The sequence below is a fragment of the Methanothrix soehngenii GP6 genome (assembly GCF_000204415.1).
Lineage (GTDB): Archaea > Halobacteriota > Methanosarcinia > Methanotrichales > Methanotrichaceae > Methanothrix > Methanothrix soehngenii.
This window is the reverse complement of the sequence record NC_015416.1, coordinates 2,616,280-2,641,773: the sequence shown is the minus strand read 5'-3', so window position 1 is coordinate 2,641,773 and position 25,494 is coordinate 2,616,280. Positions and strand designations below refer to the sequence as shown.

21 protein-coding genes are annotated in these 25,494 nt (G+C 49.2%); 11 read left to right on the top strand and 10 right to left on the bottom strand.

All coding sequences use genetic code 11. The features are described 5' to 3' along the window. Positions 1–142 precede the first annotated feature (142 nt). From MCON_RS13230 to MCON_RS13215, 4 genes are all read left to right on the top strand, one after another. Positions 143–2,503, top strand: coding sequence for a tetratricopeptide repeat protein (locus MCON_RS13230; protein ID WP_013720449.1), 2,361 nt, complete (start codon positions 143–145; stop codon positions 2,501–2,503). Between the two features lie 24 nt (positions 2,504–2,527). After that, a complete protein-coding gene (locus tag MCON_RS13225) occupies positions 2,528–3,124 on the top strand; it encodes an METTL5 family protein (protein ID WP_013720448.1) in 597 nt (198 codons plus the stop codon). 138 nt (positions 3,125–3,262) lie between these two features. Beyond that, positions 3,263–3,823, top strand: a complete 561-nt coding sequence (locus MCON_RS13220; RefSeq protein WP_013720447.1) for an exosome complex RNA-binding protein Csl4 — start codon at positions 3,263–3,265, stop codon at positions 3,821–3,823. Beyond that, positions 3,824–4,099: a DNA-directed RNA polymerase subunit L gene (locus MCON_RS13215; protein ID WP_013720446.1), complete on the top strand. Its 276-nt coding sequence runs from the start codon at positions 3,824–3,826 to the stop codon at positions 4,097–4,099. A 12-nt stretch (positions 4,100–4,111) separates the two neighbouring features. Here MCON_RS13215 and MCON_RS13210 read toward each other — a convergent pair whose 3' ends face one another. The 3 genes from MCON_RS13210 to ypfJ all read right to left on the bottom strand — a co-directional run bounded on the left by MCON_RS13210 (position 4,112) and on the right by ypfJ (position 6,446). After that, complete coding sequence (locus MCON_RS13210; protein ID WP_013720445.1) at positions 4,112–5,242, bottom strand: RNA-guided endonuclease InsQ/TnpB family protein; 1,131 nt, start codon at positions 5,240–5,242, stop codon at positions 4,112–4,114. 40 nt (positions 5,243–5,282) lie between these two features. Beyond that, positions 5,283–5,414: a hypothetical protein gene (locus tag MCON_RS16980; RefSeq protein ID WP_269798816.1), complete on the bottom strand. Its 132-nt coding sequence runs from the start codon at positions 5,412–5,414 to the stop codon at positions 5,283–5,285. A 171-nt stretch (positions 5,415–5,585) separates the two neighbouring features. Next, positions 5,586–6,446 (bottom strand): KPN_02809 family neutral zinc metallopeptidase, encoded by an 861-nt coding sequence (gene ypfJ, locus MCON_RS13205; RefSeq protein WP_013720444.1) that lies wholly within the window; start codon positions 6,444–6,446, stop codon positions 5,586–5,588. Between the two features lie 181 nt (positions 6,447–6,627). Between ypfJ and MCON_RS13200 the strand changes: the two genes are divergently transcribed. The 5 genes from MCON_RS13200 (at position 6,628) to MCON_RS13180 (ending at position 13,167) form a co-directional block, all read left to right on the top strand. Continuing rightward, a complete protein-coding gene (locus MCON_RS13200; protein ID WP_202795804.1) occupies positions 6,628–7,020 on the top strand; it encodes a TM2 domain-containing protein in 393 nt (130 codons plus the stop codon). A 689-nt stretch (positions 7,021–7,709) separates the two neighbouring features. Further along, complete coding sequence (locus MCON_RS13195; protein ID WP_013720442.1) at positions 7,710–8,117, top strand: hypothetical protein; 408 nt, start codon at positions 7,710–7,712, stop codon at positions 8,115–8,117. A 203-nt stretch (positions 8,118–8,320) separates the two neighbouring features. Continuing rightward, complete coding sequence (locus tag MCON_RS13190) at positions 8,321–9,928, top strand: TrkH family potassium uptake protein (protein WP_013720441.1); 1,608 nt, start codon at positions 8,321–8,323, stop codon at positions 9,926–9,928. Positions 9,929–10,282: 354 nt separating this feature from the next. Beyond that, positions 10,283–11,023, top strand: coding sequence for a mechanosensitive ion channel family protein (locus MCON_RS13185; protein WP_232844292.1), 741 nt, complete (start codon positions 10,283–10,285; stop codon positions 11,021–11,023). A 347-nt stretch (positions 11,024–11,370) separates the two neighbouring features. Next, on the top strand, positions 11,371–13,167 hold the full coding sequence (locus MCON_RS13180) for a KamA family radical SAM protein (protein ID WP_048132522.1): 1,797 nt from the start codon (positions 11,371–11,373) through the stop codon (positions 13,165–13,167). Positions 13,168–13,215: 48 nt separating this feature from the next. Here the strand turns inward: MCON_RS13180 and MCON_RS13175 are convergent, their stop codons facing one another. Then, complete coding sequence (locus tag MCON_RS13175) at positions 13,216–14,508, bottom strand: pyridoxal phosphate-dependent aminotransferase (RefSeq protein ID WP_013720438.1); 1,293 nt, start codon at positions 14,506–14,508, stop codon at positions 13,216–13,218. Between the two features lie 747 nt (positions 14,509–15,255). Beyond that, positions 15,256–18,108 (bottom strand): ATP-binding protein, encoded by a 2,853-nt coding sequence (locus MCON_RS15370; RefSeq protein ID WP_162145023.1) that lies wholly within the window; start codon positions 18,106–18,108, stop codon positions 15,256–15,258. Positions 18,109–18,477: 369 nt separating this feature from the next. Between MCON_RS15370 and MCON_RS13165 the strand changes: the two genes are divergently transcribed. Next, positions 18,478–18,993 (top strand): O-acetyl-ADP-ribose deacetylase, encoded by a 516-nt coding sequence (locus MCON_RS13165; protein ID WP_013720436.1) that lies wholly within the window; start codon positions 18,478–18,480, stop codon positions 18,991–18,993. Positions 18,994–19,059: 66 nt separating this feature from the next. Here MCON_RS13165 and arsM read toward each other — a convergent pair whose 3' ends face one another. Together arsM and MCON_RS13155 are read right to left on the bottom strand one after the other, a co-directional pair. Next, positions 19,060–19,893, bottom strand: a complete 834-nt coding sequence (gene arsM, locus MCON_RS13160; RefSeq protein WP_013720435.1) for an arsenite methyltransferase — start codon at positions 19,891–19,893, stop codon at positions 19,060–19,062. A gap of 187 nt (positions 19,894–20,080) precedes the next feature. Next, positions 20,081–20,644 (bottom strand): hypothetical protein, encoded by a 564-nt coding sequence (locus MCON_RS13155; RefSeq protein ID WP_013720434.1) that lies wholly within the window; start codon positions 20,642–20,644, stop codon positions 20,081–20,083. Between the two features lie 188 nt (positions 20,645–20,832). Here MCON_RS13155 and MCON_RS13150 point away from each other — a divergent pair, with 188 nt between their 5' ends. Beyond that, the gene (locus MCON_RS13150; protein WP_013720433.1) at positions 20,833–21,207 is read left to right on the top strand and encodes a hypothetical protein; all 375 of its coding nucleotides are present in this window, start codon (positions 20,833–20,835) and stop codon (positions 21,205–21,207) included. Here the strand turns inward: MCON_RS13150 and MCON_RS15365 are convergent, their stop codons facing one another. From MCON_RS15365 to nuoE, 3 genes are all read right to left on the bottom strand, one after another. After that, a complete protein-coding gene (locus tag MCON_RS15365; protein ID WP_013720432.1) occupies positions 21,208–22,632 on the bottom strand; it encodes a Coenzyme F420 hydrogenase/dehydrogenase, beta subunit C-terminal domain in 1,425 nt (474 codons plus the stop codon). 71 nt (positions 22,633–22,703) lie between these two features. Then, positions 22,704–24,590 (bottom strand): NADH-quinone oxidoreductase subunit NuoF, encoded by a 1,887-nt coding sequence (locus tag MCON_RS13140; RefSeq protein ID WP_013720431.1) that lies wholly within the window; start codon positions 24,588–24,590, stop codon positions 22,704–22,706. A gap of 129 nt (positions 24,591–24,719) precedes the next feature. After that, positions 24,720–25,181, bottom strand: a complete 462-nt coding sequence (gene nuoE, locus MCON_RS13135; RefSeq protein ID WP_013720430.1) for an NADH-quinone oxidoreductase subunit NuoE — start codon at positions 25,179–25,181, stop codon at positions 24,720–24,722. Between the last annotated feature and the right edge of the window lie 313 nt (positions 25,182–25,494).

The following is a 25,494-nucleotide window of genomic DNA, read 5'->3' as shown; positions in this document are numbered from 1 at the left end:
AATACTAGTCAGATTTGGCTGAAATAATTACTCAATTTATCAAATTTTTCCAATTAATCAGTAGTCTTAAAATCAGTCAATAGAAATGGCAAAATTTGATCTATTCAAAAACTATATAAAGATATAAGTTATCTTATAATCCATGGATCAATTAGTCGTTCTCCAGGAGATCTATGAATCGTTTTCCAAGGGAGGGGATGGCCTGCAAAAGATCAGCAGCAAGGCTATCGAGGGGAGTTGCCCGGAGCTGACCGCCAAGCTGCTGGAAAGCGCCAAGAATGGCGAGATCGATGAGGATATCTGTCGCCAGCTTTCCGGCTGCCTTGAGGATATCTACGAGATCAAGCGGCTGGGCGATATCTGTCGCAGCACCGGATTATATTCCCTTGCCATAAGCGCTTATAACCGGGCCTTATCTCTCTGCAGCGATCCGGTTTTGAGGCCGGTTCTTCAAAACAATCTCGGTCAAGCCTATGCCCGCCAGGGAGATTTGGCCCGAGCAGCCTTCTACTACAAAAAATCCGCTTGTTGCTTTGAAAAATCAGAGGATCTCCTAGGCCTTGCCCATGTCCTGGGAAACCTGGGATCTGCCTACCGTCAGAACCGGGATTGGGATCGGGCCATAGAGTACTGCTACCGCAGTCTGAAGACCTTTGAGGAACAGGGTGATGATCTCGGCATTGCCCAGATGACTGGGAGCCTTGGAAGGATCTATGCGGACATGGGAGAGAGGGATCTGGCAACTCGATACTTTGAGAAAAGCCTCGAGGATTTCCAGAGGCTCGGCGACAAGAAGAGCGCTGCCTGGATTATGGATAGGATGGGACGGATTGCCAGCGACAGATACGACTGGGATAGCGCTAAGAGCTACTTCAGCCAGAGCCTCGACCTGTTCGAAGAGTATGGCCAGACCCAAAGCAAGGGGATCGTCCTCTCTAATATGGGACGGATGCAGCTAGAGAAGGGAGATGCATCTTCTGCTCGCGAATCTTTGGAAAAGGCCATCCATCTCATAAGCCGCAATGCCCAACCTGGTTATCAGAATGCTCTGTCCTCACTGGCCGCGGCTTACAGCACCCTGGCAAAGGGCTCTTTGGAAGAGGCAGAGGATAATGAGGACCTGGGTCTGGGCTCAGGCCGCCTGCAAAGGCAAGAGGCATCCAAGAATTTCGGCCGGGCATCAGATCGCTTCCTAGAGCTAGCTTCCTCTCTTCCCAAGATGCAGGCGGATATAAAAACAAAGTCAGAGATTGCTAAATGTCGGTCCTATCTTGCCAGGATATCCGGATACACCTCTGACCAGGAGGCAGTGGAAATTGCACAGAAGGCTCTGTCATCGCTGGATATGGCTGCAGAGAATGCAGCTGAGACTAAAAAGGCCGGAATCAGAGGTCTGGCGAAGGCCGTATCCGGGATGAGAGAGGCAAGGTCGATAGGCCTGCTGGGAGACGAGCCCTGGCGATTGGCAAAGGCAGTCAGCAGCTCAATCGAGCATCTGCTGGCAGGTGCCAGGGAATGCAATGCCACGATTGTCGACACCAGCTTCGTCTCCGCTCTGGAGAACCTCAAGGCAAGCATGACTGCTGAGAGAAAGACTGAAGATCCGATAGCTAAGCTCCACGCAGCTGCGGGGGACCTGCGCCACTCTGGAAAGCACCTTTCATCTCTGGAAAAGGATCCAAAAGAGAGAGATGCCCGCAGATTGATCGAGGCAGCAGCGATACTGGAAGGGCAGATGGTAGGGGATGACACTGCCAGCGAGGAGGGGCCGCGCCGCAATGAGTTGGGCTTCGGTCCGGAGAAAGATGCGTTACTGCTAATCGCTGGGGCCATGGCCAACAGCCTGCTGGAGCTGATAGATGATACCCGGGAGGTTCTCACCTGGGATGAATCGCTGAATCTGATTTCCAGTGAGAAGAGGATACAGCCAGATATCATCGATGGGATGGATGAACTGATCGAGTCCGATCTGGAAGAGGATTTCGATGGGCTGCCGGATCTGGAGATCTCAGAGGATGGGGCGCGGGCCAGGAACATGATTTTGACTGACGGCACCGTGGAGCCCTCTGAGCTATATGTCTCAGAGATAATGCATCCAGAAGACAGCTGGCTTGTTCCTGTCATGGCTAGTACTCCCTGCAAGAAAGAAAATCCAATTGGCTTTAATTCCTGGAGGCAGGCACAATTTTATGGAGCCAAGGGCTTTGACCACCTGGAGAAGCCAGAGGATGATATCGAAAAGATCGAGGGGGTCATAGATACTGGGCTGATAGAAGAGCTAAACCGCCATGATCTTGGCGGAATGCAGGGGGGGGAGTGGCCGGAGAGAGGGCTTGAGGATTCTGGTCCAGACTTTCGCGAGGCAGTACCGGAGTTTAAGGAATCAACCTCCAGCTATGGCAGCGGTCTATTCAGCCAGGAAAAGGCGGTAATGCTGATCAAGGCCATGAGCGTGCTGGTGATCATTCTCTTGGCGGTTGAGGCGGTGCTATATTTGATATAGGCTGAGCGGGAATCCTCTATCGAGATGAAAAAGAAGCAGCTTGAGATGACCCTGGAACGACTGGAGGGCTTTTCCGAGCCCTCATTTATTAGAGAGCAGTATGCAACGCCCGCCTCAGTGGCGGCGGAGATTCTCTTCTTAGCTGCTCTGCGCAATGATCTGGGTACGGTATGCGACCTGGGATGTGGGACGGGCGTTCTTGCCATCGGCGCGGCGCTCATGGGTGCAAGGGCGGTAGGAGTGGAGATCGATAAAGATGCCCTGGCCACGGCGAGAAAAAATGCAGAAAATCTGGGCGTGCATGTAGACTTCATCCGGGCGGACGTGAGAAAGCTGGAGCTTGAAGGCATAGATACAGTGATCATGAATCCCCCCTTTGGAGCTCAGAAGGCCAGCGAGGGAGATCGCGCTTTCCTCTCCACTGCTCAGAGGATCGCTCGGAATATTTATACTCTGCACAACCGGGGAAGCCATGATTTCATTAAAAAATATATATTTCCCAATGTGGTGCAGGAGGTCTATTGCATCCCATTTCCTTTGAAGAGATGCTTCGAGTTTCACAGCAAGGACATCAAGGTCATTGAGGTTGAGCTATACAGAATAACCTGCCAGCATTCCTAGAGGAGCCAAGCTTTTGAGACCAAGCCTTTATACCAGGCTTTAGATACTAGTAATTTCTAATTGAGCCATAGCGATGAAAAAAGAGACGGAAATGATGCGGCGATTCTCGAGCCGTATATTGAATTTACAGAGGAATAAATGATGGAAGATAGCTTTGTGCTTCCCGGCGATACGGTGGGATCTTTGGAGGAGTTCGTTCCTGGAGACTACACCTATGCCAGGGAAGGAATGATATTTGCCACCACTGCCGGCCTGGTTAAGGTCGATCCCAAGACCAGGTCTGCCAGTGTCATACCCAAGACCAACGCCCCAGTCAAGCTTAACCACGGCGATATAGTAGTGGGCGAGGTAATCGATCTCAAAGACAGCCTGGTGATAGTATCCCTGGCCTTCAAGAAAGGCTACGAGGACCGGCCAATCTCAGATGAGGAGGCCACCATTCACATATCCAATGTGAAGAACTCTTATGTCAAGGATCTGCGCTCGCTCTTTTCCATGCGCGACATCCTCAAGGCAAAGATCGTCGATGAGCGGCAGATGAGGCTCTCGACTGGAGACGAGGATCTGGGAGTGATAAAGGCTTACTGCAACCGCTGTCTTACCGGCTTGATGCGAAAGGAGGGAAAGCTCATCTGCCCCAATTGCGGCAACAACGAGACGCGAAAGATGAGCTCCGCCTATGGGCTGGGGGTAGTGTAGATGAACCTGAAGATAATATCCAAGACCGAGAATGAGGCAGTCATTGAGTTCGTGGGAGAGGGTCATACCATTCTCAACTTGCTCCGAACGGAGCTGTTGAAGGACAAGAGAGTCCTCATGGCAACATATGACACAAAGTTTCCGGTAATGGACAACCCCGTCTTCCGCCTCGTAACCAATGGGGCCGATCCCATTATTGCTCTGAAAGAGGCCACGTCCAGAATAATAGATCAGTGCGATGAGTTTTCCAGCAAGTACGCAGAAGCGGTAAAGTGACTGCTCCCCGCCCTAAAGAGCGGGGCTTCCACGGCTTCCTGTGCCGACAGATTGCAATCCCAATCTGAGAATATTTATCGCTGCGTTCCAATCCCGGTCCATCGACAGCCCGCACTGAGTGCAGTTATGGACTCTATCGGACAGCGACTTTTCAATGAGAGTACCACACCTGGAACACATCTTAGACGTATTCCTTGGATCTACCAGGACCACCACCGAACCGGCACTTGCAGCCTTGTAAGAGGTTAAAGTCACTAGCATGTTCCAAGCTACGTCTGAGATGCTTTTAGCCAGGCAATGATTATGAACCATGCCTTTGATGTTAAGATCTTCAAAAGATATTAGACCAAATCTATCTACCAAGTTATGACTAACCTGATGGGCAAACTCATATCGCTTGTTAGCTATCCGCTCATGGACTCGCTCAACAACCTTAAGAGCTTTCTTGCGATCTGGAGTTCCTTTAGGAGCCTTAGAGAGTTTCCTTTGGGCTCTAGCTAACTCGTGTTCTTCTTCTCGGAAGAATCGAGGATTAGCTATCGTCTCACCATTGGAAAAGGTGGCGAAGCTCTCAAGGCCGACATCAATACCTACTACAGCCCCATCTTTCCAGGGGGGGAGAGGAACATCTTCCGTTTCGACGGAGAAGCATGCAAACCATTTGCCTGTGGCTGTCCTTCTGACGGTCAGCCGTTTGATCTTGCCTTCTATCTGGCGATGGAGCTTGATCTTGATATCGCCTATCTTGGGAAGACGTACCATGCCGTTAACAAGATTGCCGCCCTTCTCAGGTTGTGGATAAGTAAATGAATCGTACCAACCCTTCCCTCGGAATCTGGGATATCCGGGTTCTTCTCCCGCCTTAACCCTTCTGAAAAAGGCTTTAAAGGCTAGATCTACCCGCTCCTGAACATTCTGAAGGGTCTGAGCATATACGTCTCTCAGTTCGGGTTTATCCTCTTTCCAACCAGGAAGAAGAGCGTTCGTTTCATATTTGGAAACTGATTTGCCTTCATTCTCCCAGGCGTTCTTTCTGTATGCTAGAGTCTGGTTGTATGTCCATCGGCACAAGTTCGGCGTTCGCTCCATCTTGGTTATCTGAGACTTTGTGGGATAAAGCCTGAACTTGCAAGCCTTAAGCATGTACAGTTCTACGCTGTTATAGTATATTAAGGTTCATAGCTTAGGGCGGGGTACGATTCATCTCCGGCCTGAAGACCGGAGCCCTCTCTACCCCTGCGCCCCAGCACTGCAGGTCCGTTCTCTGTAGCTCACGGCAGCTTGGCTTATGGAACGGCTCCTCGCCATTTAGCATGGGTGAACCTGAATCGCAAAATCTCTGTATCTCTTCGCCTTAGTGGTGAAACGCGATGCTCTGACCCAACAGCAGAGGCGCAGAGGAACAGAGGCCTTAAGACAAAAGAAAAAAAGAAATCAGGAGGGCTCGAATTTCATCCCTCTCTTATTTTGATCTCTCCTCATGCTCTTATTTTACCGGCGGAAGCAGAGAGCTGTCACATGCAAATAAATCCCCAGACTCAAGTCCTTTTCTGAAGGATGCCACCCGCTGGGCAGATGTGCCATGGGTGAAGGAGTCAGGCACCACATATCCCTGTGACTGCTTCTGCAGGCGGTCGTCTCCTACGGCGCTGGCGGCGTTGAGGCCCTCTTCGATATCCCCTGGCTCAAGAATGAGGTCCTGCTGGGATGCGCGATTGGCCCAAACACCGGCATAACAGTCAGCCTGGAGTTCCAAGGCTACCGATAGCTCATTGGCCTCCTTCTGGCTCACCCTCTTATTCATCGTATCCACGTATTGCAGGGTGCCAGTGAGGGTCTGAACATGGTGGCCGACCTCATGAGATATGACATAGGCCTGAGCAAAGTCTCCTGTAGCTCCCAGTCTATCCTGGAGTTCTTTTAAAAATTCAAGATCGAGATAGACCTTCTGGTCGCTGGGACAGTAAAATGGCCCCACCTGAGAGCTAGCCTGTCCGCAAGCAGACTGCACACCGCCGGAAAATAGAACCAGCTTTGGTTCTATGTAGGTTCGGCCCAGGTCCTCGGCAAAGATATCGCTCCAGGTAGCTTCTGTATCGCCCAGGACTAGAGATACGAACTCAGCACTCTCGTTCTGCTCCTCCGTCGACATCTGTGACCCCTGACTTGAGGCTCCGGTTGAGTCTATTCCCTGGATGATCTGACCGGGATCCACTCCTAAAAACATGGATATGAGAAGGAGCAACAAAATCCCAAGACCTCCGATGCCCCCTGCAGCCTTGCCAGAAATTCCAGAGGATCTGCGATCCTCAATATTCTCGCTCTTTCTGCCCGTGCGCCACTTCATTCATCAATCTCCTGCAAACTACCTCAAATGATATTGGATGCTCTTAAATGATCTCATCGATGAATGATAATAAATGATGCTTTCGCTGAAATAATGGAGCCAGTACAGCGGCTTGTCCAGCAGCAACATATTTAGGCGGAGAAGGAGAAATCAGATCATCCGTGCAGATGAGGTTGTGGCCTTGAATGAAGACAGCGAGAATATTGGTGGCTCTGAAGATGGAGAGAATGCCGGAGGAGAGAAGATTCTTGTCAAGACTGCAATGATTTGTCCTGAATGCAAATCCTGCATCGATAATGCGGCCAAGATATGCCCCATTTGCGGCCTGCGGATAAAGCATCTCCCCCGCCCGGCCAATGAGGGACGAAGCAGAATCACTGCCGCATTGCTTGCCCTGTTTTTGGGGATAGCTGGAGCGCATAAGTTCTATCTTGGAAGCATAAAGATGGGAATAATATATATCCTGATTAGCCTGACGGCAATCGGATTTGCCATAACACTCGCTCTTAGCATATATGATGCTATCATCCTTTTCACCATGTCAGATGAGGAATTTGCCAGGAATTATGATTGAAATCATAATAAGAGAGGCCGACCGGCCCAAATCTCCTCCTGGATTGAGTGATCGGCGATTCGGCCCTATCTGCTCAAAAGGCTGATTTCCATTGCCAGAGCCCTAGCTCCATCAACCTGTTCCGTCACTCTGCTGCATCACTAATCTCCATCTCTCTGTTCCGTAAACAATATCCATCACCCTGTTGCATAAGCAAATTCCATCACTTTTGCATCATATCATTCCATCTCCATAAAGGAAGATCCGATCCTCTTGCTTTCGCGATGTTCAAATGTGAGCAGTATATGCACGAGGGTATCAAGATATGCGCAGGATGTCTTTTTTGCGCATTAATCCCCATTTCCTCAAGGCTGGTTTTATTCTCATCCTTATTCTTATCCTCAGTCTGTCCTTCTCAGGAATATGGCCCATCCTCTCTTTGACGCAGCGAGCAGGCTGAGATTAATCTATATGTATATAAAAATTAAAAATAAACTCTATTGGATGGCATTCCCATGAGCCTAAGGTTTTCTGGCAAAATAAATGCCTTGTTTCCACCTGCTTCTACCAAGAAAATTTAACATAAAAGCCCACAATAAAATATATTTATCTAATAAAAATAACTCCAGTCCAAACTTTGAGCATACATCATTCATTAGATATATATACAACCGTCTTCGTGGTTTCGCGCAAAACACTGAGGCAAAAGCATGAAGAATGTTGTGGTGATCTTAGCAGCAGCATTAATGCTGTTGGTTGCAGTTACAACTGCAAGCGCAGAGGAGACTGACAAAGTTGCTGAGGCAGCTATGCAAGTGGAAGAGTCTGCAAAACAGGTGGAAATAGCGGCACAGCTAACGGAGAACGCAACAGCAGATCTCAAATCTGCCGCTGAGCATGTGGAGAATCTGACCGCCAACACCACTGCAGCAGAAAACATAACTAAAGCAGCAGAGAAGGTCGAGCAGAAAGCCGAAGAAGCTAGCCAAGCAGCAGAAAAGGTAGATGAGGCTGCCCAGAAGGCAGAGGAAGCAGCAGAAAAGGTACCAGGATTTGCAGCAGCGCTTGCCGCCTTAGGATTCCTGGCTGTAGCCTTCATAGCTCTGAGAAGAGCCTAAGTAAATTGAATTTTAAAATCTTTTTTATATATCCAATTAGAAAAGACCTTGCCCGATGAAAGGCCTTTCCGCGCTATGGTTGCAATCCTTTAAAAAAATAATCCAAGATCAGGAATTCTTATACGGTCTCCTTCTCTTCTCCTTTGTTATATCAGACGGATATGGCAATTGTTATTAACATCCTTAACCGATCTCTCGACATAATGAAGATAAGGATCATCCTGAGGATCCTGGGCATGCTGGCTATGCTGCTGGGTACACTTATGCTCATACCAGGAATCGTCTCCGCCATCTACAAGGAGCCCCTGGGGGTGGTGGCCTTTGGCATCAGCTCTCTTCTGGCAATTATCGTCGGCCTGATCCTGAAGCATTTTGGGGAGAAATCCGATATGGGACGTAAGGATGCATTTGCTGCCGTCTCATTCGGCTGGCTCATGGCAGGGCTGATCGGAGCTCTTCCCTACTTGCTGCTGGGATTGGGGCTGGTCGATGCATTCTTTGAATCGATGTCCGGTTTTACTACAACGGGAGCTACCATCCTCAGCGAGTATGATTCACAGCACTATTGGACTCTAAGCAAGGAGGCAGTGCATAGCAGCCTGGCCTATGCACTCGTAGAGAGAACCACACATCAGCTTATCCACTGGTCCCCTATAGGGATAATCGAGCTCGATTTCGGCCTGACACTGAATTTTATCGATCTTCTCACTATAAAGGAAACCTACTTCGGCCTTCTATTCTGGAGATCTTTCTCCCAGTTCCTGGGCGGTATGGGTATAATCCTGCTGTTCATCGCCATTCTTCCCAATCTGGGCGTGGCAGGAAGAGAGCTTTATTCCGTTGAGGGCCTGGGCCTTATGAAAGAGGCGCTGACACCCAGGGTTAAGAGCACGGCTAAAGCCTTCTGGGGGATTTATCTTGGATTGACAGGAATGGAAGCTCTGCTGCTAGTGGCAGCAGGCCTCCCGGTCTATGACTCCCTATGCACATCATTTTCAAGCATTTCAACTGCAGGTTTTTCCCCAAGGGCCTACAGTATTGCGGAATACAATAGCATTCTGGTGGAGGCCATCATCTGCATCTTTCTCTTGCTCGGAGGAACCAATTTCATCATATATCATCAGATTATACTAAAGAAAAATTTAAATTATCTGATCAGAGATGCAGAGTTCAGGTTCTATATCATAATAGTGTTTATTTCGATTATTATATTGATGATCTTCGGGCAAATACCGGGAGGCTTCTTCGATGCCCTTCGCTCATCCGTATTTCAGGTGATCACCACTATGACCACCACCGGCTTTGTGAACAACTTCAATTATGACTCCTGGTCCCTGGCAGCAAAGCTCGTCCTGATGCTATTGATGATAATTGGTGGATGCACAGGATCGACAGGAGGAGGAATGAAGGTGGGAAGGGTGCTGATAGTCCTGAAATATGTGCACGCTGAGCTGATCCGAAGCCTCCACCCAAAGGCAGTTATCACCATAAGGATGGCAGATAAGGTGGTCAAGGAGAATACAGTCAAGTCCGTTATTCTTTTTATTCAGCTGTATGTAATGATCTTCATCCTTGCAGCCGTTGCCTTTTCCATCACCGAGGCATCAAACCCCCAGTTTGGTTCCTTATCTGCTATTTCCGCAGCAGCATGCTGTCTTGGTGTTGTGGGTCCGGGATTCGGGGTGGTGGCAATGGATTTCAATGCTATATCCGAATCCGGAAAGGTTCTGGCCACGTTTTGTATGTACATCGGCCGGCTGGAGATCCTTCCCGTGGTACTGATGTTCTTGCCCGAGACCTGGTCGGATTAGAGAGGTATAGGAAGGAATAGACTGGATGAGGATAGAGATGATACTGATATATACTTTGATCCTCTTAAAATAGTCAAGGACGATATCCTCATGGCTCGAAGCTGGTTTATCCCCGCATCCCTGGCGGTCTTCGCATTTGTGCTGTGGCTTACTACATTTATTTATCAGAGTAGCTATATCAACCGCACAATCATCACTATCATAGCGATTTTGATGATCTATATCGTATTCCGAGTACTTCTGGAAGATCGTATCATCAAAAATTTCACCTCCACCGATAAAAGATATTATTTCTCAAAGATGCTCTATTCCATATATTTATTAATTAATTTTATTATTATTTGGATTATTTGGGTGGAAGATATAAGAACTCTGCTGCTAGGATTCGGCCTGGTGGCAGCCGCATTTACCATCTCCATTCAGGATGTGGCAAAGAACCTAGTGGGTGGGCTGGTGATCATGTTCAATAGCATCTATAAAGTTGGAGATAGGATAGAGGTAGCAGGAAAGAAAGGGGATGTAATAGATATCAATTTGCTCCATACCACCATCATGGAGATGAGCGAATGGGTTTCCTCAGATCAGCATACCGGCAGGCTCTCCTCTCTGCCCAACTTTCTGGTATTATCCAATGCTGTGAATAATTATACTAAAGACTTTAGCTTTGTGTGGGATGAGATAACCCTCCCAATAAGCTATGACAGCGATTGGAGAGCTGCTGAATCATTGATCATGGATATCGTCATCCAGGAGACGCATATGATGAAAGAGTACGCTGAAGAGGAGATATCCCATATGCAAAGAAAGTATTACATCTTAAAAAGCTCAACCGATCCGGGGATCTTCTTTAAGCTCACTGACAACTGGATCGAATTGACGGCAAGATATGTGGCTCCAGCCAGGCAGAGAAGGATCTTAAGAACCAAAATCAGCAGAAGAATCCTGGAGGAGATACAGAGATCAGAAGGAATAAGAATAGCTTCGGAGAGCATCGAAATAGCCAGGTTTCCTGATACTGGCCTTCAGAGATCATCTATAGATCATTCGTCTCTCGATAATTCATCTTTTGATCATTCCCCTTTTGAGCATAAATGAAAATATTCATTAACCACATCGGGAGCGAATGACTCCGGGCTGCAAAAATGGGCTCTTCGCTGAATTATGTGGGTGAGGTCCGGGCAGAGATTATAGCCTCTGTTCCTCTGTGTCTCTGTGGTTGGGTTAGAGCATCGCGGTTTACCATAGAGGCACTGAGACATAGAGTTTTTGCGATTCAAGTTCACCCATTCTAGATAGCGAGGAGCCCAAAAATGTGATCTTTACTTGATCTTCTTGGCCTTGGTCGGGCATTGCATATGAATTTTTATATAAATATGATGCTTTCTTAAAGACTCCATATCTAAGAAAAATTAAAGTAAAATGCGGCAAGAAGAACACATGACATGACTGCGAGATGGGATACATGCTGGGACGCAGCACCAGAGCTGTATGTGCTGCTCAAGGAGAGCAAATCGTTAGAAAGCGCCCGCAATAAGGTGGCTCGATACATCGAGGCCAGAGAATGGACTTATGCATGCGATGTAAGTGAGATCGAGACATGGGATTACGTTCTTTTCAAAGAAGCCATACGAACACTCAAGAATGTAATATCTCCGAAAAATGAACGCATCTCCGGCACCTCTTCCCTGGAAAACCTCTGGAAGGCGGCCACCGATGGTGATTCTGACGTTGGTGACGACTTCATCGATGAGTTCGCCCATTTCTTTAAAGCGCTGAAAATGAAGGCGGATGTATATCCTTCCCGATTGATGGAAGGAATAGACATACCGAATTTCGATGAATTTGAGGGCCGGACCGCAGGAGTGATGCGCTCCGATTACCTGGACCAAATGGGAGAGCGAATGGACAGATACCTGTCAAGGTATAAATCGGGCCTCGATCCGGGCATTATCGAAAAGCGAGATGAGAATAGAAGGAGGATCCTGGATATCCTCAACTCCAACGAGGATGATTGGCAGGATTGGCGATGGCAATTTCGGCATGTTTTTAAAGATATTCAGGGATTAGAAACAATCAAAAGAGCAATAAAATTAGACGAAGAGCATGAAGCATCCATCAGACTGGCCCTGGAGAACCATGTGCCTTTCGGCGTTACTCCCCATTATCTCCATCTAATGGACAAAGAGCCCTCTGACATGGATTATGCTGTTCGCAGGCAGGTCTTTCCTCCGCTCAGCTATGTGGAGAATATGATCGCCCACAGAAAGGACAAGAAGTGGGCCTTCGACTTCATGAGGGAGAGGGACACTTCTCCCATAGATCTGATAACCCGACGCTACCCCCGGGTGGCCATTGTTAAGCCCTATGAGTCTTGCCCGCAGATCTGCGTCTACTGCCAGCGCAACTGGGAGATCTCTTCTCCTCTCATGGCCTCCGCCCTCGCTCCAATGGAGAAGATCGAGGCGGCAATAGATTGGTTTTATGAGCATGAAGAGATGATGGATGTCCTTCTAACCGGTGGAGACCCCCTGGTGATGGATGACTCGTTGATCGACAGGATCCTGAACAGGCTCTCCCAGATCCCTCACCTGAAGAGCATAAGAGTGGCCAGCAGGACGCCAGCTACTGTCCCCCAGAGGCTCACCGAAGAGCTCTGCGAGATCTTGGGCAGCTACCAGGAGCTTGGAAGGAGAAACCTCTGCCTGGTGACTCATTTCATGCATCCCTATGAGGTGACACCAGAGACGCTGGCCGCGATAATAAGGGTGAAGAAGACGGGAATTGAGATCTATAACCAGCAGGTCTTCACCTTTGCCAACAGCCGCAAATTTGAGACGTCGTCTCTGAGGATTATCTTGAAACAGATCGGAGTGGACCCCTATTATACCTTTAATATGAAGGGCAAGACGGAGATGGAGGACTATGCTGTTCCCATAGCTCGCATCCTGCAGGAGCGCAAGGAAGAGGCAAGGCTGCTTCCGGGCATATTCCGCACCGATGAGCCGGTATTCAATGTCCCGGGGCTGGGCAAGGACCACCTTCGGGCCTGGCAGAATCATGAGCTGATTGGCATTACCTCTGAGGGGCGAAGGGTATACTCCTTCCTTCCCTGGGAGAAGAACATAGCCAGGGTGTTGCCCTACATCTACACGGATGTCTCCATTCACCGATACCTTCAGAGGCTGATCAAAAGAGGCGAGAACCCGGAGGATTACAGAAGCATATGGTATTATTATTAAGAGGATCGTTATGCGACACAATGGATGGCCTAAAAAAATCGGGACTGGCTACTCTTCCAGCCAGTCGACGATCGCCTCTATGCCTGCAAGGGTATCTTCGCAGTGAGCCTGGATGAAATCAGCTGGAAGCTCCTGGTGAGGGGGAATGGTCTCTCCCGCTGCCAGGGATCTGTTGCCGACAAAATTGATGTAGGATATCCGGGCAGTGAGCTCCTCATGGGGCCTCTCGAACGCTCTTCCCGGCAGCATAGCAACGCCTTTTTCCTGCAGCAGCCTCTCGCAGAGCATGGTGCTGTTCAGCACATTCTTCTTAGCGAGCCTTCTGGAGAAGGGAGAGAAATCCGGGAACATGTAGAATGCACCCTCGGGCGCATGGACCCTGACCCCAGCATCTGCCAAATTTCGGTAGCACCTTTGTCCCAGGACGGAAAGGATACGGCGGGCGTTCCAGAGGTAGCGCTCGATGGCCATTGATCCCCGGAATGCCTGCACACCGGCATACTGGATGGGTGCGCTCACCGAGGTGTACGTCTCGCTGGCTACAGCTGCCATCGACTCCATCAGCCAGTCCAGGCTCTGAGGAAAGGTGAATGTTCCCAACCTCCAGCCACCAGCACCGCACCACTTGGACAGGCCGGAGCTGATTATGGTCCCCTCTGGATAGTAGCGGGCAACTGAGACATGACCGCCCTTGTGATGAAGCTGCCCATAGATCTCGTCAGAGAGGAGGATGATCTCATACTCCCGGGCAACCCTGGCGATCTCTTTGAGCTCATCTGCGGTATAGGTGAGGCCATCAGGATTTCCAGGATAGTTTAGAACCAATATCCTTGGACGGTATAGATCCTGCTCCCCTTCCAGATGCTGGCGGAGGCGATCAGCACTTATGTGCCATTTATCCTCAAAAGAGGTATGAAGCAGGCTTATCTTTTTTCCCAAGATCTGAGCCTGAGGGACATAGGAGACCCAGCAGGGTGTGGGCACGATGATCTCACCATAGAATACCAGCTGCAGCAAGAACATGAGCTCCTTTGAGCCAGGGCCCACAAGGACGCAATCAGAGTTAGCCTCCACCAGATCTTTTTGTCTGTGGAATCCAGCCACAGCTTCTTTGAGGGCAGAAAGGCCTTTGACGGGCAGATAATCTTTTTCATGAGCATGCAGCCGCAGAGCCTCGACCACCGGCGCCGGCACAGGGAAAGGGGATTGACCCAGTCCGAAGTTGTAGATCTTTTTCCCCTGTCCCTGCAATAGCTTTACCCTCTCATTGATAGCGAGGGTCGGTGATTCGCCCAGGCCGCGAACGTTGATATTCAGGCTGACGTGCTTTTGCAGGTTCATCTTAAGGACTCCTTGTTTTTTAACATTTTATGATTTGTTGATCATAGCTGGCGGGCCATCATTTAAATAGATGGTCAATCGATGAACCCTTAATTCAATTTTGTTTGAGCTAATATGGGTGCGAAATGCGTCCAGGATTCTGCACTCCAGTCCCTATTGCAGTCTTGACTGTGTAGTCCCGACCGAAAACTACAAATATCTATAATGATTATATAGATAGATTGCCGTCTCATGAAAGGGTCTGGCGGGCGTACTGTGGGCCAAAACGCATCCGACAGTGATCTGCTGAATCTGGCCATTGATTTGCCTCTTCCTGCGAGCAAAAATTCGTGCCGCTCCTGGGAGCAGGTACATTAATCCGTGATGCAGATGATGCATGCCGTCGAGGTAATTGCATTCGGTTGCGCGCCTGCGGGATAACAGGCAGGATGAAAAAGAATTGCGTCCCGTGATTGGCACAGCAATCTGCCTGAGATCTCGTGCCAATACACAGTCGGGACATGAGGCGGCACCAGATCAAGATGATGCCGAAATCGAGATGTAGCCACAAAGTGAGATTCTGTGGGATCCCTGAGGGGATTGTGCGATTCGGTGTTGTGCTGCCTCGTGTTCGGCGCCACAGCCAAGATTCAGGCGGATCGGCCACCACCAGGATACCAGGTTCCTCCAATTGAAGTGGGGCGATTCATTTCCGATCCGCCTGAATCTTGATCCTATGCTCAGAAGATCTCCCAGCCCTTCTCCTGCTTAGTCCTTTGCCACAGCTTGCAGGGCTTCTCTTATAGCCTCTATCTTGGTGGGCTTCATTATATAGCCGTCCATTCCAGCCGCCAGACACATCTCCTGATCTCCTTTAAAAGCAGATGCAGTTACTGCTATTATCTTCGGGCCTCCCTCAGGCCAGCGACGGCGTATCTCCCTCGCTGCCTCCAGGCCGTCCATCTCCGGCATCTGCACGTCCATGAATATCAAATCGTATCTCTTCTTCTCCAGCGCTTTCAGGGCCTCGATGCCGCTGGACGCTACATCCGCATTATAGCCCAGCTTACTGAGCATCTTCTTTGTGACTATCTGATTGACTACGTTGTCCTCTGCTAGCAGGATATTCAATTCGGAATTAGATCTCTCCAGATCCTTGATCTTCTGCTTCCCGTGTGCGTACAAGTTGTCCGGCTTTGACAGATCTAAGGGTTCGCCGATGATAGGATCCGCCCGAATTGTAAAATGAAATACTGAACCCACTCCAACAGCGCTCTCTACCCACATTCGTCCATTCATCATCTCTGTGAGCTTCTTGCTTATGGCAAGGCCCAATCCAGTGCCGCCATACTTGCGTGCCGTCGAGGCATCAACCTGGCTGAAAGATCGAAATAGGCGGGACATCTTGTCTTCAGGGATTCCTATTCCAGTATCCTTCACCGCAAAATGAATCTCATATCCGCCATCATCCAGATTGGTGTTTGATACAGAGACTGCAATCTCGCCTTGCTCGGTGAACTTCACTGCATTATTGAGCAGGTTTATCAGGATCTGACAGAGCCTTGTGGGATCTCCCATGATAAATTGGGGGACGTTCTCTTCGATTTTATATGAAAATTTTATTCTTTTATCGCCGACGCTCCCGGACACGAGATCCATAGAGGATTCAATGCAACCCTTAACATCGATTGGCCGGTGCTCCAGCTCTGTCATGTTCGCCTCGATCTTGGTGAGATCGAGGATATTATTGATGATAGAGAGGAGAGTATCCCCGCTGATGCGGATCATCTCGACGCATTCCCTTTGCGCCGAAGTCAGCTTCTCATCCTTCTCATCCATGAGCAGTTCTGTAAGACCGATAACAGCATTCATTGGCGTCCGGATCTCGTGGCTCATGTTGGCCAGGAACTCGGACTTTGCCCGGGTGGCTGATTCAGCCATCTCCTTGGACCTTTGGAGCTCCTCTTCCACACGCTTTCGATCTGTTATATCACGTATCGATTCGATCGCTCCCCAATAATCTCCATTTGAGTCATAGAGCGCAGATGCGCTTCCCAGGAGGTATGCATCGCCTTTTCCCTGCAGGGGCATGTAGGCCTCGCCAACCAGCAAGTTATTCTCCTCATCTCTCTTTAGGTTCTCATATTTCTTTTCAAATTCCGGATCGATCTTTGGATCAATTCCTTTTGCCATATCTATCAGTGTAGGCCTTCGTTCTCCGTAAAATGGCAGAGAATATTCATAGTCTCCCTTGCCCAGGATCAACTCGGCCTTAACACCGGTTATCTTCTCAATGGCGCGGTTCCAGGAAATCACCTTGCCATTTTTGTCAACCACAAATGTGGCGTCAGGCAGAAATTCGATGATATCCGCCAGCCGACGCTCAGACTCCTTCAGAGCTCGCTCTGCACTCTTGCGGGCGCTGATATCTATCAGCACATGGACTACCCCGATGATCTTGCCATCTGCATCCTTGAGAGGACTGCTACGAGAGATCCAGGTCCTCCCGTCCGGAGTGATCAGATCGCCCTCCTGGGATGCGCCCATATTGATAGCTCGTGCCACTGTACAGCCTGAACAGGGCTCACTGCGACCGAATACCGCCTCATAACAACGAGCGCCAAGCATTTCATCAGCAGAGAGGCCGATTGATTCTTGCAGGTTATCATTGATCCAGATTAGTCGCATAAAAGGATCGAGATACTCGACAGCGACATTCTTCAAACCGCCCAGAATTGCCGCCTTCTCCTGCTCTGATTCGCGCAATGACTTCTCTACGCGCTTGCGTTCTTCAATCTCGGTAAGCGTTGTGGTGAGCAGTTGATTCCTCTCATCGAAGACTATCTTCTGGCGAACGAGCATCAGCCCCATGACCAGCCCTACGCAGGCTGCTATTATGGATTGGTTGATTGCTCGGGAGTATTCATATCCCCAGATGAGAAGAGAGAATGTGGCTCCAATTCCCAGGTATGGCAGATAGGGCATAATAGTGGATTTGCTGCAAATCCTTCTGCTCAGAGTTTTTAATGGATCAAAGGGATAAGGATTTGCCTGCAACAGTCCTGCCAATGCCATAAAAAGGTTGCTTGAGATCCAGAACGTATCCAGATGACCGCCTGAGATGTAAGTCCCTTTTTGTGTTTGAATGCTGAACACCGCATCTGCGACCAGTACTATAGCCATTCCAGCAGCCAGAAAAAGGGCAGGGGTAATGGTTGAAGCATCAAGCTTGCTCAAGACCAGTCGCACAAGGGCAACGAAGAGGACGATATCCATCATAGAATAGGCTAAAGAAATCGTCAATTCCAAAGTGATCGTATTCAATGATGATACTACAGGGGCGAAGAAGAAGATCCAAAATACCAGAGCAGCTGATATTATTACAATTGCCGAATCCAGGATGACCCCGAGCCTCTCCCGAGGAGAAAGAGGGGCATTGGGCAACAGAAAAATACCTGCTGCAAAGAGAGGATAGAACATCAGATAGCCGAAGTCTGCCACAGATGGGAATGGATCTTCCTGCAAAACGAACTCTATAAATGCCCAGGTTCCCTCTCCAAAAGAATTAAAAAGCATGGCAACAGCCATCATCAACCAGGCTTTCTTGGACCTCCCTTCCATATTATTTGCCGCATATAATAAACATAGAAAGGCGACTATTGAGCTTGAGGTGGAAAGAAGATTATTCATGAACAGGATCGACCTTTTATCATCTATCACCTCTATTAGAATGGTCTGAAATAACAAAATAAGGATAGATATGATAGCCGCTGGGAGAAATATTGGAGCCTGTAAGCGCTTTGCAGATCTTATTATTTTAACCACAATCCACCTGACCACTATCGGCATTAGTGAAGCTGCTAAAGGAAAAAAAGCTTTCGGTGGAATATAATAGGTATACATTTTTTTAAAAAGATTATGATGCAGCGAGATGATTATGGAAAGGTTAATTTCTCTTAGATATGGATAGCCAATTGGCGGATAGGAGGAATGAAGATCGGACAGAAAATAAAACTGCTCATGGCCGATATCACCACATTAAAGGTCGATGCCATTGTCAATGCCGCCAACAGCTCTCTGCTGGGAGGAGGCGGGGTCGACGGCGCCATTCACAAGGCAGCAGGACCGGAGCTCTTGGGAGAATGCAGGCAGATCGGCGGCTGTCCGGTGGGAGAGGCGCGCATCACCAGGGGCTATAGGCTTCCCGCTCGCTTTGTCATTCACACCGTTGGGCCGGTCTGGAGGGGTGGATCAGAGGGCGAGGATCAGCTTCTCGCCAGATGCTATCAGAGCTGCTTTGCCCTGGCAGAGAAGTACGAAATAAAGAGCATAGCCTTCCCAGCCATAAGCACAGGGGCTTATGGCTTTCCCATAGAGCGGGCCTGTCGTATTGCTATCTGGGAGATGAGGCGCAATCTAGAGGACAAAAACGCAGGTGATATAATAGCCGTCTGCTTCAACCATAGGACGTTCAAATGCTATCAGGAGGCTTTGCAGGAGTTCTGAATCCATCCAATGCAATAGTCCTCAAGATCCCTATCCAATGCCTTGATGCTCTCAGAGGTGCTGATTTTAGGGCTTGATCGCACATATCTTTATGCTCAAGACGGAATCCGCAACCTTCTTCTGCTGCTCAGGGGTGATCGCGGGATCTGTAGGTGTGCTGCAGCCAGATCTCTCGGAGATCAGAGACTCGACAGGAAATCTGGATTCTGCCACAACCCGCACATCTCTGAAGCCTATGCTCTTTATGATATCCAGGTAATCATCCTTCATGATGGCACCTGCCAGGCAGCCGATATAAGCTTCTGTGGAGCTCTTGACAAACTCCGGCAGCTCCTTGAGCAGCACCACATCAGAGACTGCCAGCCTTCCTCCTGGCTTTAAAACCCTGAAGGCCTCCCTGAATGCCATTCTCTTATTGGGGATGAGGTTGATCACGCAGTTGGAGATGACCACATCCACATAGTTGTCCGCCACCGGCATATTTTCAAGGTCTCCCTGCCGGAAGTCGATGTTAGCATAGCCGCCCTTTCGGGAGTTCGCCCTGGCCTTTTCCACCATCTCAGAGGTTATGTCAACACCAATTACCTTGCCTGATGGCCCAACCCTGTCGGATGCCAGGAAACAGTCAAATCCCGCTCCTGAGCCCATGTCCAGGACGATCTCCCCCTCGGATAACGATGCCAGAGCTACTGGGTTGCCGCAGCCCAGGCCGAGGTTTGACTCCGGCGGAGCTGCCTGGATCTCCTCCTCAGTGTAGCCCATCCTCTTGCTCAGCTCCTCTGGAATATCAGCATCCCCTGAGCAGCACCGTGAGGCATAGTCGGATGTTGCCTGCTTGGCAATACGAGCGTATCCTTCTTTAACTGCTCTTTTTATCTCTCTCTCTTTTAAAGTCAACATAAACCCCACCGTTCCTCAGCGTTAATCGTGCACTGACAATTTTTCTGGAAATTTATCTTGAGTGCTTAGCACAGGCTATAATTAAGGTTTTTTATAACGATAATTGTCGATGAATTATAAAAGATTGAGATATCGCAATCATTGATCCCCAAATGGGATGAGACATCTTTCTCACATCCCATAATCGTCACAATCCCATATATCTCTTTTTATTTTTATTATCATTGGGTGTATAATTGCCAATGTTCTTTATGAGGGCCTGATGCCTCATCCAAAGGGCGATGATCACTCCCAGGGATATTACCAGCCAGACCGCAAACCACAACTTCATTAGATGCTCCGTCCAGCTCTGCTGAGAATGAATAAAGGCTGCTGCTCCCAGGGTTACAATCACCGAGAAGAACATATTGGCAGATGGTGCCAGGCTATCCCGATAAGAGGTGCAGAAGCGCTCCCATTCTTGCTCCGCCTTTCCCGCTAGGGAGATAGGGTGCCTGCCCAGAAATACACCTATGCGCTTGATCCTGGAATCGGCGGACATGATGTATAGATCGTAGCTTATCGCCACCAGAGGGACGAAATAAATCAGCCAGAAGATCCTGGCAATCTCAATCTTGACATCCACTGAACTTACTCCAAAGAGGACGGTAATAAAAGCCAGCTTCATGGTGATTAGCTTTGCGCGTTCATTCTGGGTTCTTATCTTCTCCTCATGAAGTGCGCGCAAGAACTCTTGATCATTTTCTTCCATTTCTGCTACTCCGATGGAGGATATGTATTCATTATATTAATAACTTTTGTTTGTTATGTAATTAATGGCAGCATCGTTCTCTCAACGAGATGAACGAGATATATGAAAAGAAAAAATAAAACTGTACATAATTAAAAAAATATTTATAGATGTTAGAAGGGATTAACAGGCGATAAAGGGGATGGAAAATGAAGGGGAGAGCAAAGTTACTGGATAGTGGATTTAGGGAGTTTATCGAATATCTGCAAAAAATGGGAGAGCTCCACAATATATTGAGGATGATAGACAGCTTCTACAGTATGAATGGAATGGATTGCAGTGAACTCGATACCGGACACTATAATGTGGAAAAGGGTGGATTTGATATGCTGTTATCATTTTGGAGAAAGGGCTGGATCGAGATTCGAGAGACTGATAGGAGGAGAAAGGACTGGCATATAAAAGAGTATGCCCTATTGGTCCGCCTGGATGAGATAGCCGCATACTGCGCCCAGGGGAAGCATCAGGGGTTCAGCCCATCTGATTATCCCATGCCCAGACAGGATATAGAGGCTTTTGTCTGATCAAGGAGACTTGGTCGATTGAGAGCACTCCACTCCTTTTCTGATCCTCTCAAGATTGCGGTCTGCATTTCGCCTCTTCATCCTGGCCAGCTTCACGATGTCCTCTCGAACTGCCTTTTCTCTGCAAAACGATAGCCAATCCAGCAACTTCTTCCCCTTTTCCGATCTGACGATCACTGAGGAGTATCCTTCCGCGCTTCCCACTGAGCCTATGGAGATATCGGCCAGCCTTGAGACCAGATCGCCGCAAAACCGGCATCCTTCACGGATGTCATTTTCCAGCTCCCGCACGCTGCAGGAGTGCTCCATTCCATCCAGAGTCGCAATGTATCTCCCTTTTGCGATCTGAATTTTATCCGCATCCTCTATATCTATGCCCAAAAGCCCTTTAGCATGATCTCTCAGTCTTCTGTAATCGAAGCTCTCGAAGCAAAACAGGCCAACGAGAAAGATCTCTGCATCTGGAAACTCGTCCTTGAAGTAATCCAGTTGCTCCAATTTTCTGATCACTCTGATCTGGCAGGGAGTGCCAACCACAGCAACCCTTCTCTTTCCTCCTCTCAAAGCATCAATCAGCGGCGCCAGAGCGGATACGCGCACATATTTTGTCCCCTTGGCCTTTATCACTCCTTCAATATCGTCTACCGCTGCCGCTCTTCCTCCATTATTCTCCCTTTGATAAACTACCACAGCAGCATCAATGACGCCTTTATCCAGGCATCGAGCAAGAAGGGAGGTGACAACCCCTCCATCCTGTCCCTGGATCTCTGTTCTGGCGGCGAAAAGCTCGCTATACACTCCCAGATCCACATCCCTTTCGCCGGACAGATGCTCCTCTTCGATCCCGATGATATCTTCTGCAGTGAGCGGGAAGATGTTTCTCTGAGCGGATATGGCACTGGTGGGGCATACCAGAGAGCAGGCACCACAGGCTATGCAGTCCTCCGAGAGCTCTCCATACGGCGCGCCCACACTCCTATCTGTTCCCCTGTTTTGGAAATTGATGGCGAATACACCCACCATCTCACCACATACCCGGCAACAAAGCCCGCAGAGAATGCATTTCTCCTCTTCGAGCTTAAATCGAGGCTCAATGACTCCATACTCTCTGGCCAGGTCCTGGATCTGCTTCTCTTTCGGGCATCTGGACAATAAGAGCTCAGCGATCATCCGCCGGATATCCAGGACCGCAGGGGTGGCAGTCCTGACCACCAGACCGTCTTCTATCGGATAGTTGCAGGCGGTGACGAACCTCTTCTTTCCATTCTTTTCAATCTCCACCGTACAGAGCCTGCAAGACCCATAGGATTCAAGTGCGGGATGATGGCACAGAGTGGGAATTTTAATTCCTGCAGACAGGGCAGCCTCAAGAATGGTGCTGGAGGTCTGGGCTTCTAACTGCTGATCATCGATCCAGAATCTCAACTCTCATACCTCAAATCTCATCTCGTGCTTCTCGCCGCTCTTATCCAGACGCACAACTCGGCTCTTCCGGATCATCTCTTCCCTCCTGGGAGGCCTTTAGACTCTCTTACGACAGCTCTAACCTTTTTGGGGCAGATCTCAAAGCATATCCCGCATCGCATGCATTTCGATTGATCAACAACCGCGAATCCTCCGTCGTCCTTATAGATCGCCCCCTGAGGACAGTTCTCCCGGCACAGGTCGCAGCCTATGCAGATCTCAGGATCGATGGAATAAGACACAAGAGACTTGCAGGATAGGGCGGGACATCTCTTATCTTTGATATGGGCATCATACTCCTCTCGGAAATAACGAATAGTGCTCAGGACCGGATTGACTGCCGTTCGCCCCAGGGCGCAGAGCGATGCCGTTCTCATCAATTCTGCAATCTCCTGCAGGGTCTGGATATCCGTCTCCGTCCCCCGGCCGGACTCGATTGCATCAAGAATCTCTCTCATCCGTTTCAGCCCCTCCCGGCAGGGTAGGCATTTGCCGCAGGACTCGCTGCAGAGGAAGTCCACAAAGTAACGGGCCAGATCGACTGCACAGGTATCCTCATCGATGACGATAATGCTCCCCGAACCCATCATAGAGCCAAGACTGGTCAATTCATCAAAGTCCACTGGCGTATTCAGATACCTGGCCGGAATTATCCCACCAGACGGCCCTCCGGTCTGCACCCCTTTGAGCTTCTTGTTCCCGGGAATTCCCCCTCCAATCTTGTATATTATATCGGCCAGGGTCATGCCCATAGGGACCTCCACCAGACCGGTGTTATTGACCTTGCCTACCAGAGAGAAGATCTTGGTCCCTTTGCTCCTCTCGGTTCCAATGGAGTTGAACCATTTTGCACCGTGCTCTATGATCAAAGGCACATTGGCAAAGGTCTCAACGTTGTTCAGGGCGCTCGGCCGGCCCCAGAGGCCTTTTTGAGAGGTGTGGACGTACTTGGGCCTGGGCTCGCCCACCCATCCCTCCAGGGCGTTCATCAGAGCGGTCGACTCTCCGGAGACAAAGGAGCCGGCACCCCTATGAATGCTCACATCAAAATCAAAGCCAGTGCCCAGAATATTCTCACCCAAGAGGCCGTACTCCCGGGCCTGTTGGAGGGCGAGCGTGGCATTCTGGACCGCTAGAGGGTATTCCATGCGCACATAGATGAAGCCCTTATGCGATCCCATGGCGTAGGCGGCGATGATCAGCCCCTCCAGGACGCTATGAGGATTACCCTCCATGAGAGCCCGGTCCATAAATGCTCCTGGATCGCCTTCATCGCAGTTGACGATCACATATTTGGGCTCTCCTGGGGCCTCTCGGGTCGATTTCCATTTTCGTCCGGTGGGAAATCCGCCACCACCTCTGCCCCGGAGGTTTGATCTCTTCACCTCCTCGATCACCTCTTCCGGGGTCATCTCGGATAGAGCTCTGGCCAGGGCACTGTATCCGCCCAGAGCTATATAATCTTCTATATTTCTAGGATTTATTTTTATGTTATTTTTTATAAGATGCCTCATCTGGTATTTATAAAAAGGAATTTCGCTCTCAACGACGGCATTCTCTTCCGTTTCTGGATCCTTGTAGAGAAGGCGGTCGACCAGGTTGCCTTTGAGTATCGTCTCCTCCACGATATCAGGGACATCATCCTGGTGGACACCAATATAGTAGACACCTCTGGGGTAGACCACCACTAAAGTTCCTTTTTCGCAAAAGCCAGGGCAACCGGTCTCCTTGATCTCTATCTCCTTTTCCAGGCCCTTTTTGATCAAGTATTCTTGAAAGGCCCTGACCACTAGTCTGGCGCCGAGGGTCAAGCAGCCCGTTCCGGCGCAGATTGCGACCAGGGGCTTTGTGCTGTCTCTGCTGGACAGAATATCTGATCTGAGCTGTTCAAGCCCCTCAATTGATCTGAGCCTCACCATCCTGCTACACGCCCTGATTCCTGATGGAAGTGGTCATTCTTGCTTTATAGCAATTCCTGCTGACTCGTTGTGCGCAACTTGATATCCATCCTATTTCCAGCTTCAGGCCCAGATTCATCTGCTTTATGCTCAATCGTACTTCTTGATTATCCTTTCCACTCTGTCCGATGTGAGCCGGCCATGGTAGTCGTCATCCACGACCATTACAGGACCTATGGCGCAGCATCCCAGGCAGTTGACTCGTTTCAGAGTGAATCTCATATCCGGGGTAGTCCCGCCCTGTTTTATCTTCAGCTTAGATTCAGTCCTGTCCAGTATCATTCCAGAGCCTCGCACCTGGCAGGCTGTGCCCATGCAGACGCTTATTTTGTGCTTCCCAATGGGCTTGAGGCTTATGGCCTCATAGAAGCTTGCTATTCTGTATATCCGGCTGGGTGGGATCTTCAGTCTCTCGGATATCTCTTGGAGGGCATCTTTTGAGATCCAGTTGAACTCGCTTTGCAGGTCCAAAAGAAGCTGAATGAGAGACCCCTCTTTGCCTTTGTATCCATCTATCATCTCCACCAGCCTCTTATGCTCGTTATCCTGCATTTCTATACCTCTTGTCTATCCGGTTTTGCTTTGAATCTCCGCTAAGCCTTCGATCTCATTTATCCAGTCTGCGCCAGAGATGGTAGCCAGTCTGGTTAGCCTCCTTTCACCAATATGTCACTACTAAGCATGAATATATACGTTTGCTCGATGGATGGGTTCATTTCATCCTGATCATTATATCATGAAAAGGATATAATTAAACAGTATGCATTTTTTCTTTTTTTATCTTGATCGACCGACGAATGTACATGCCATTCGACATTGATGAGATCGTCCTGCCCGGCACAGAATATGTGGTTTGGGCATAATC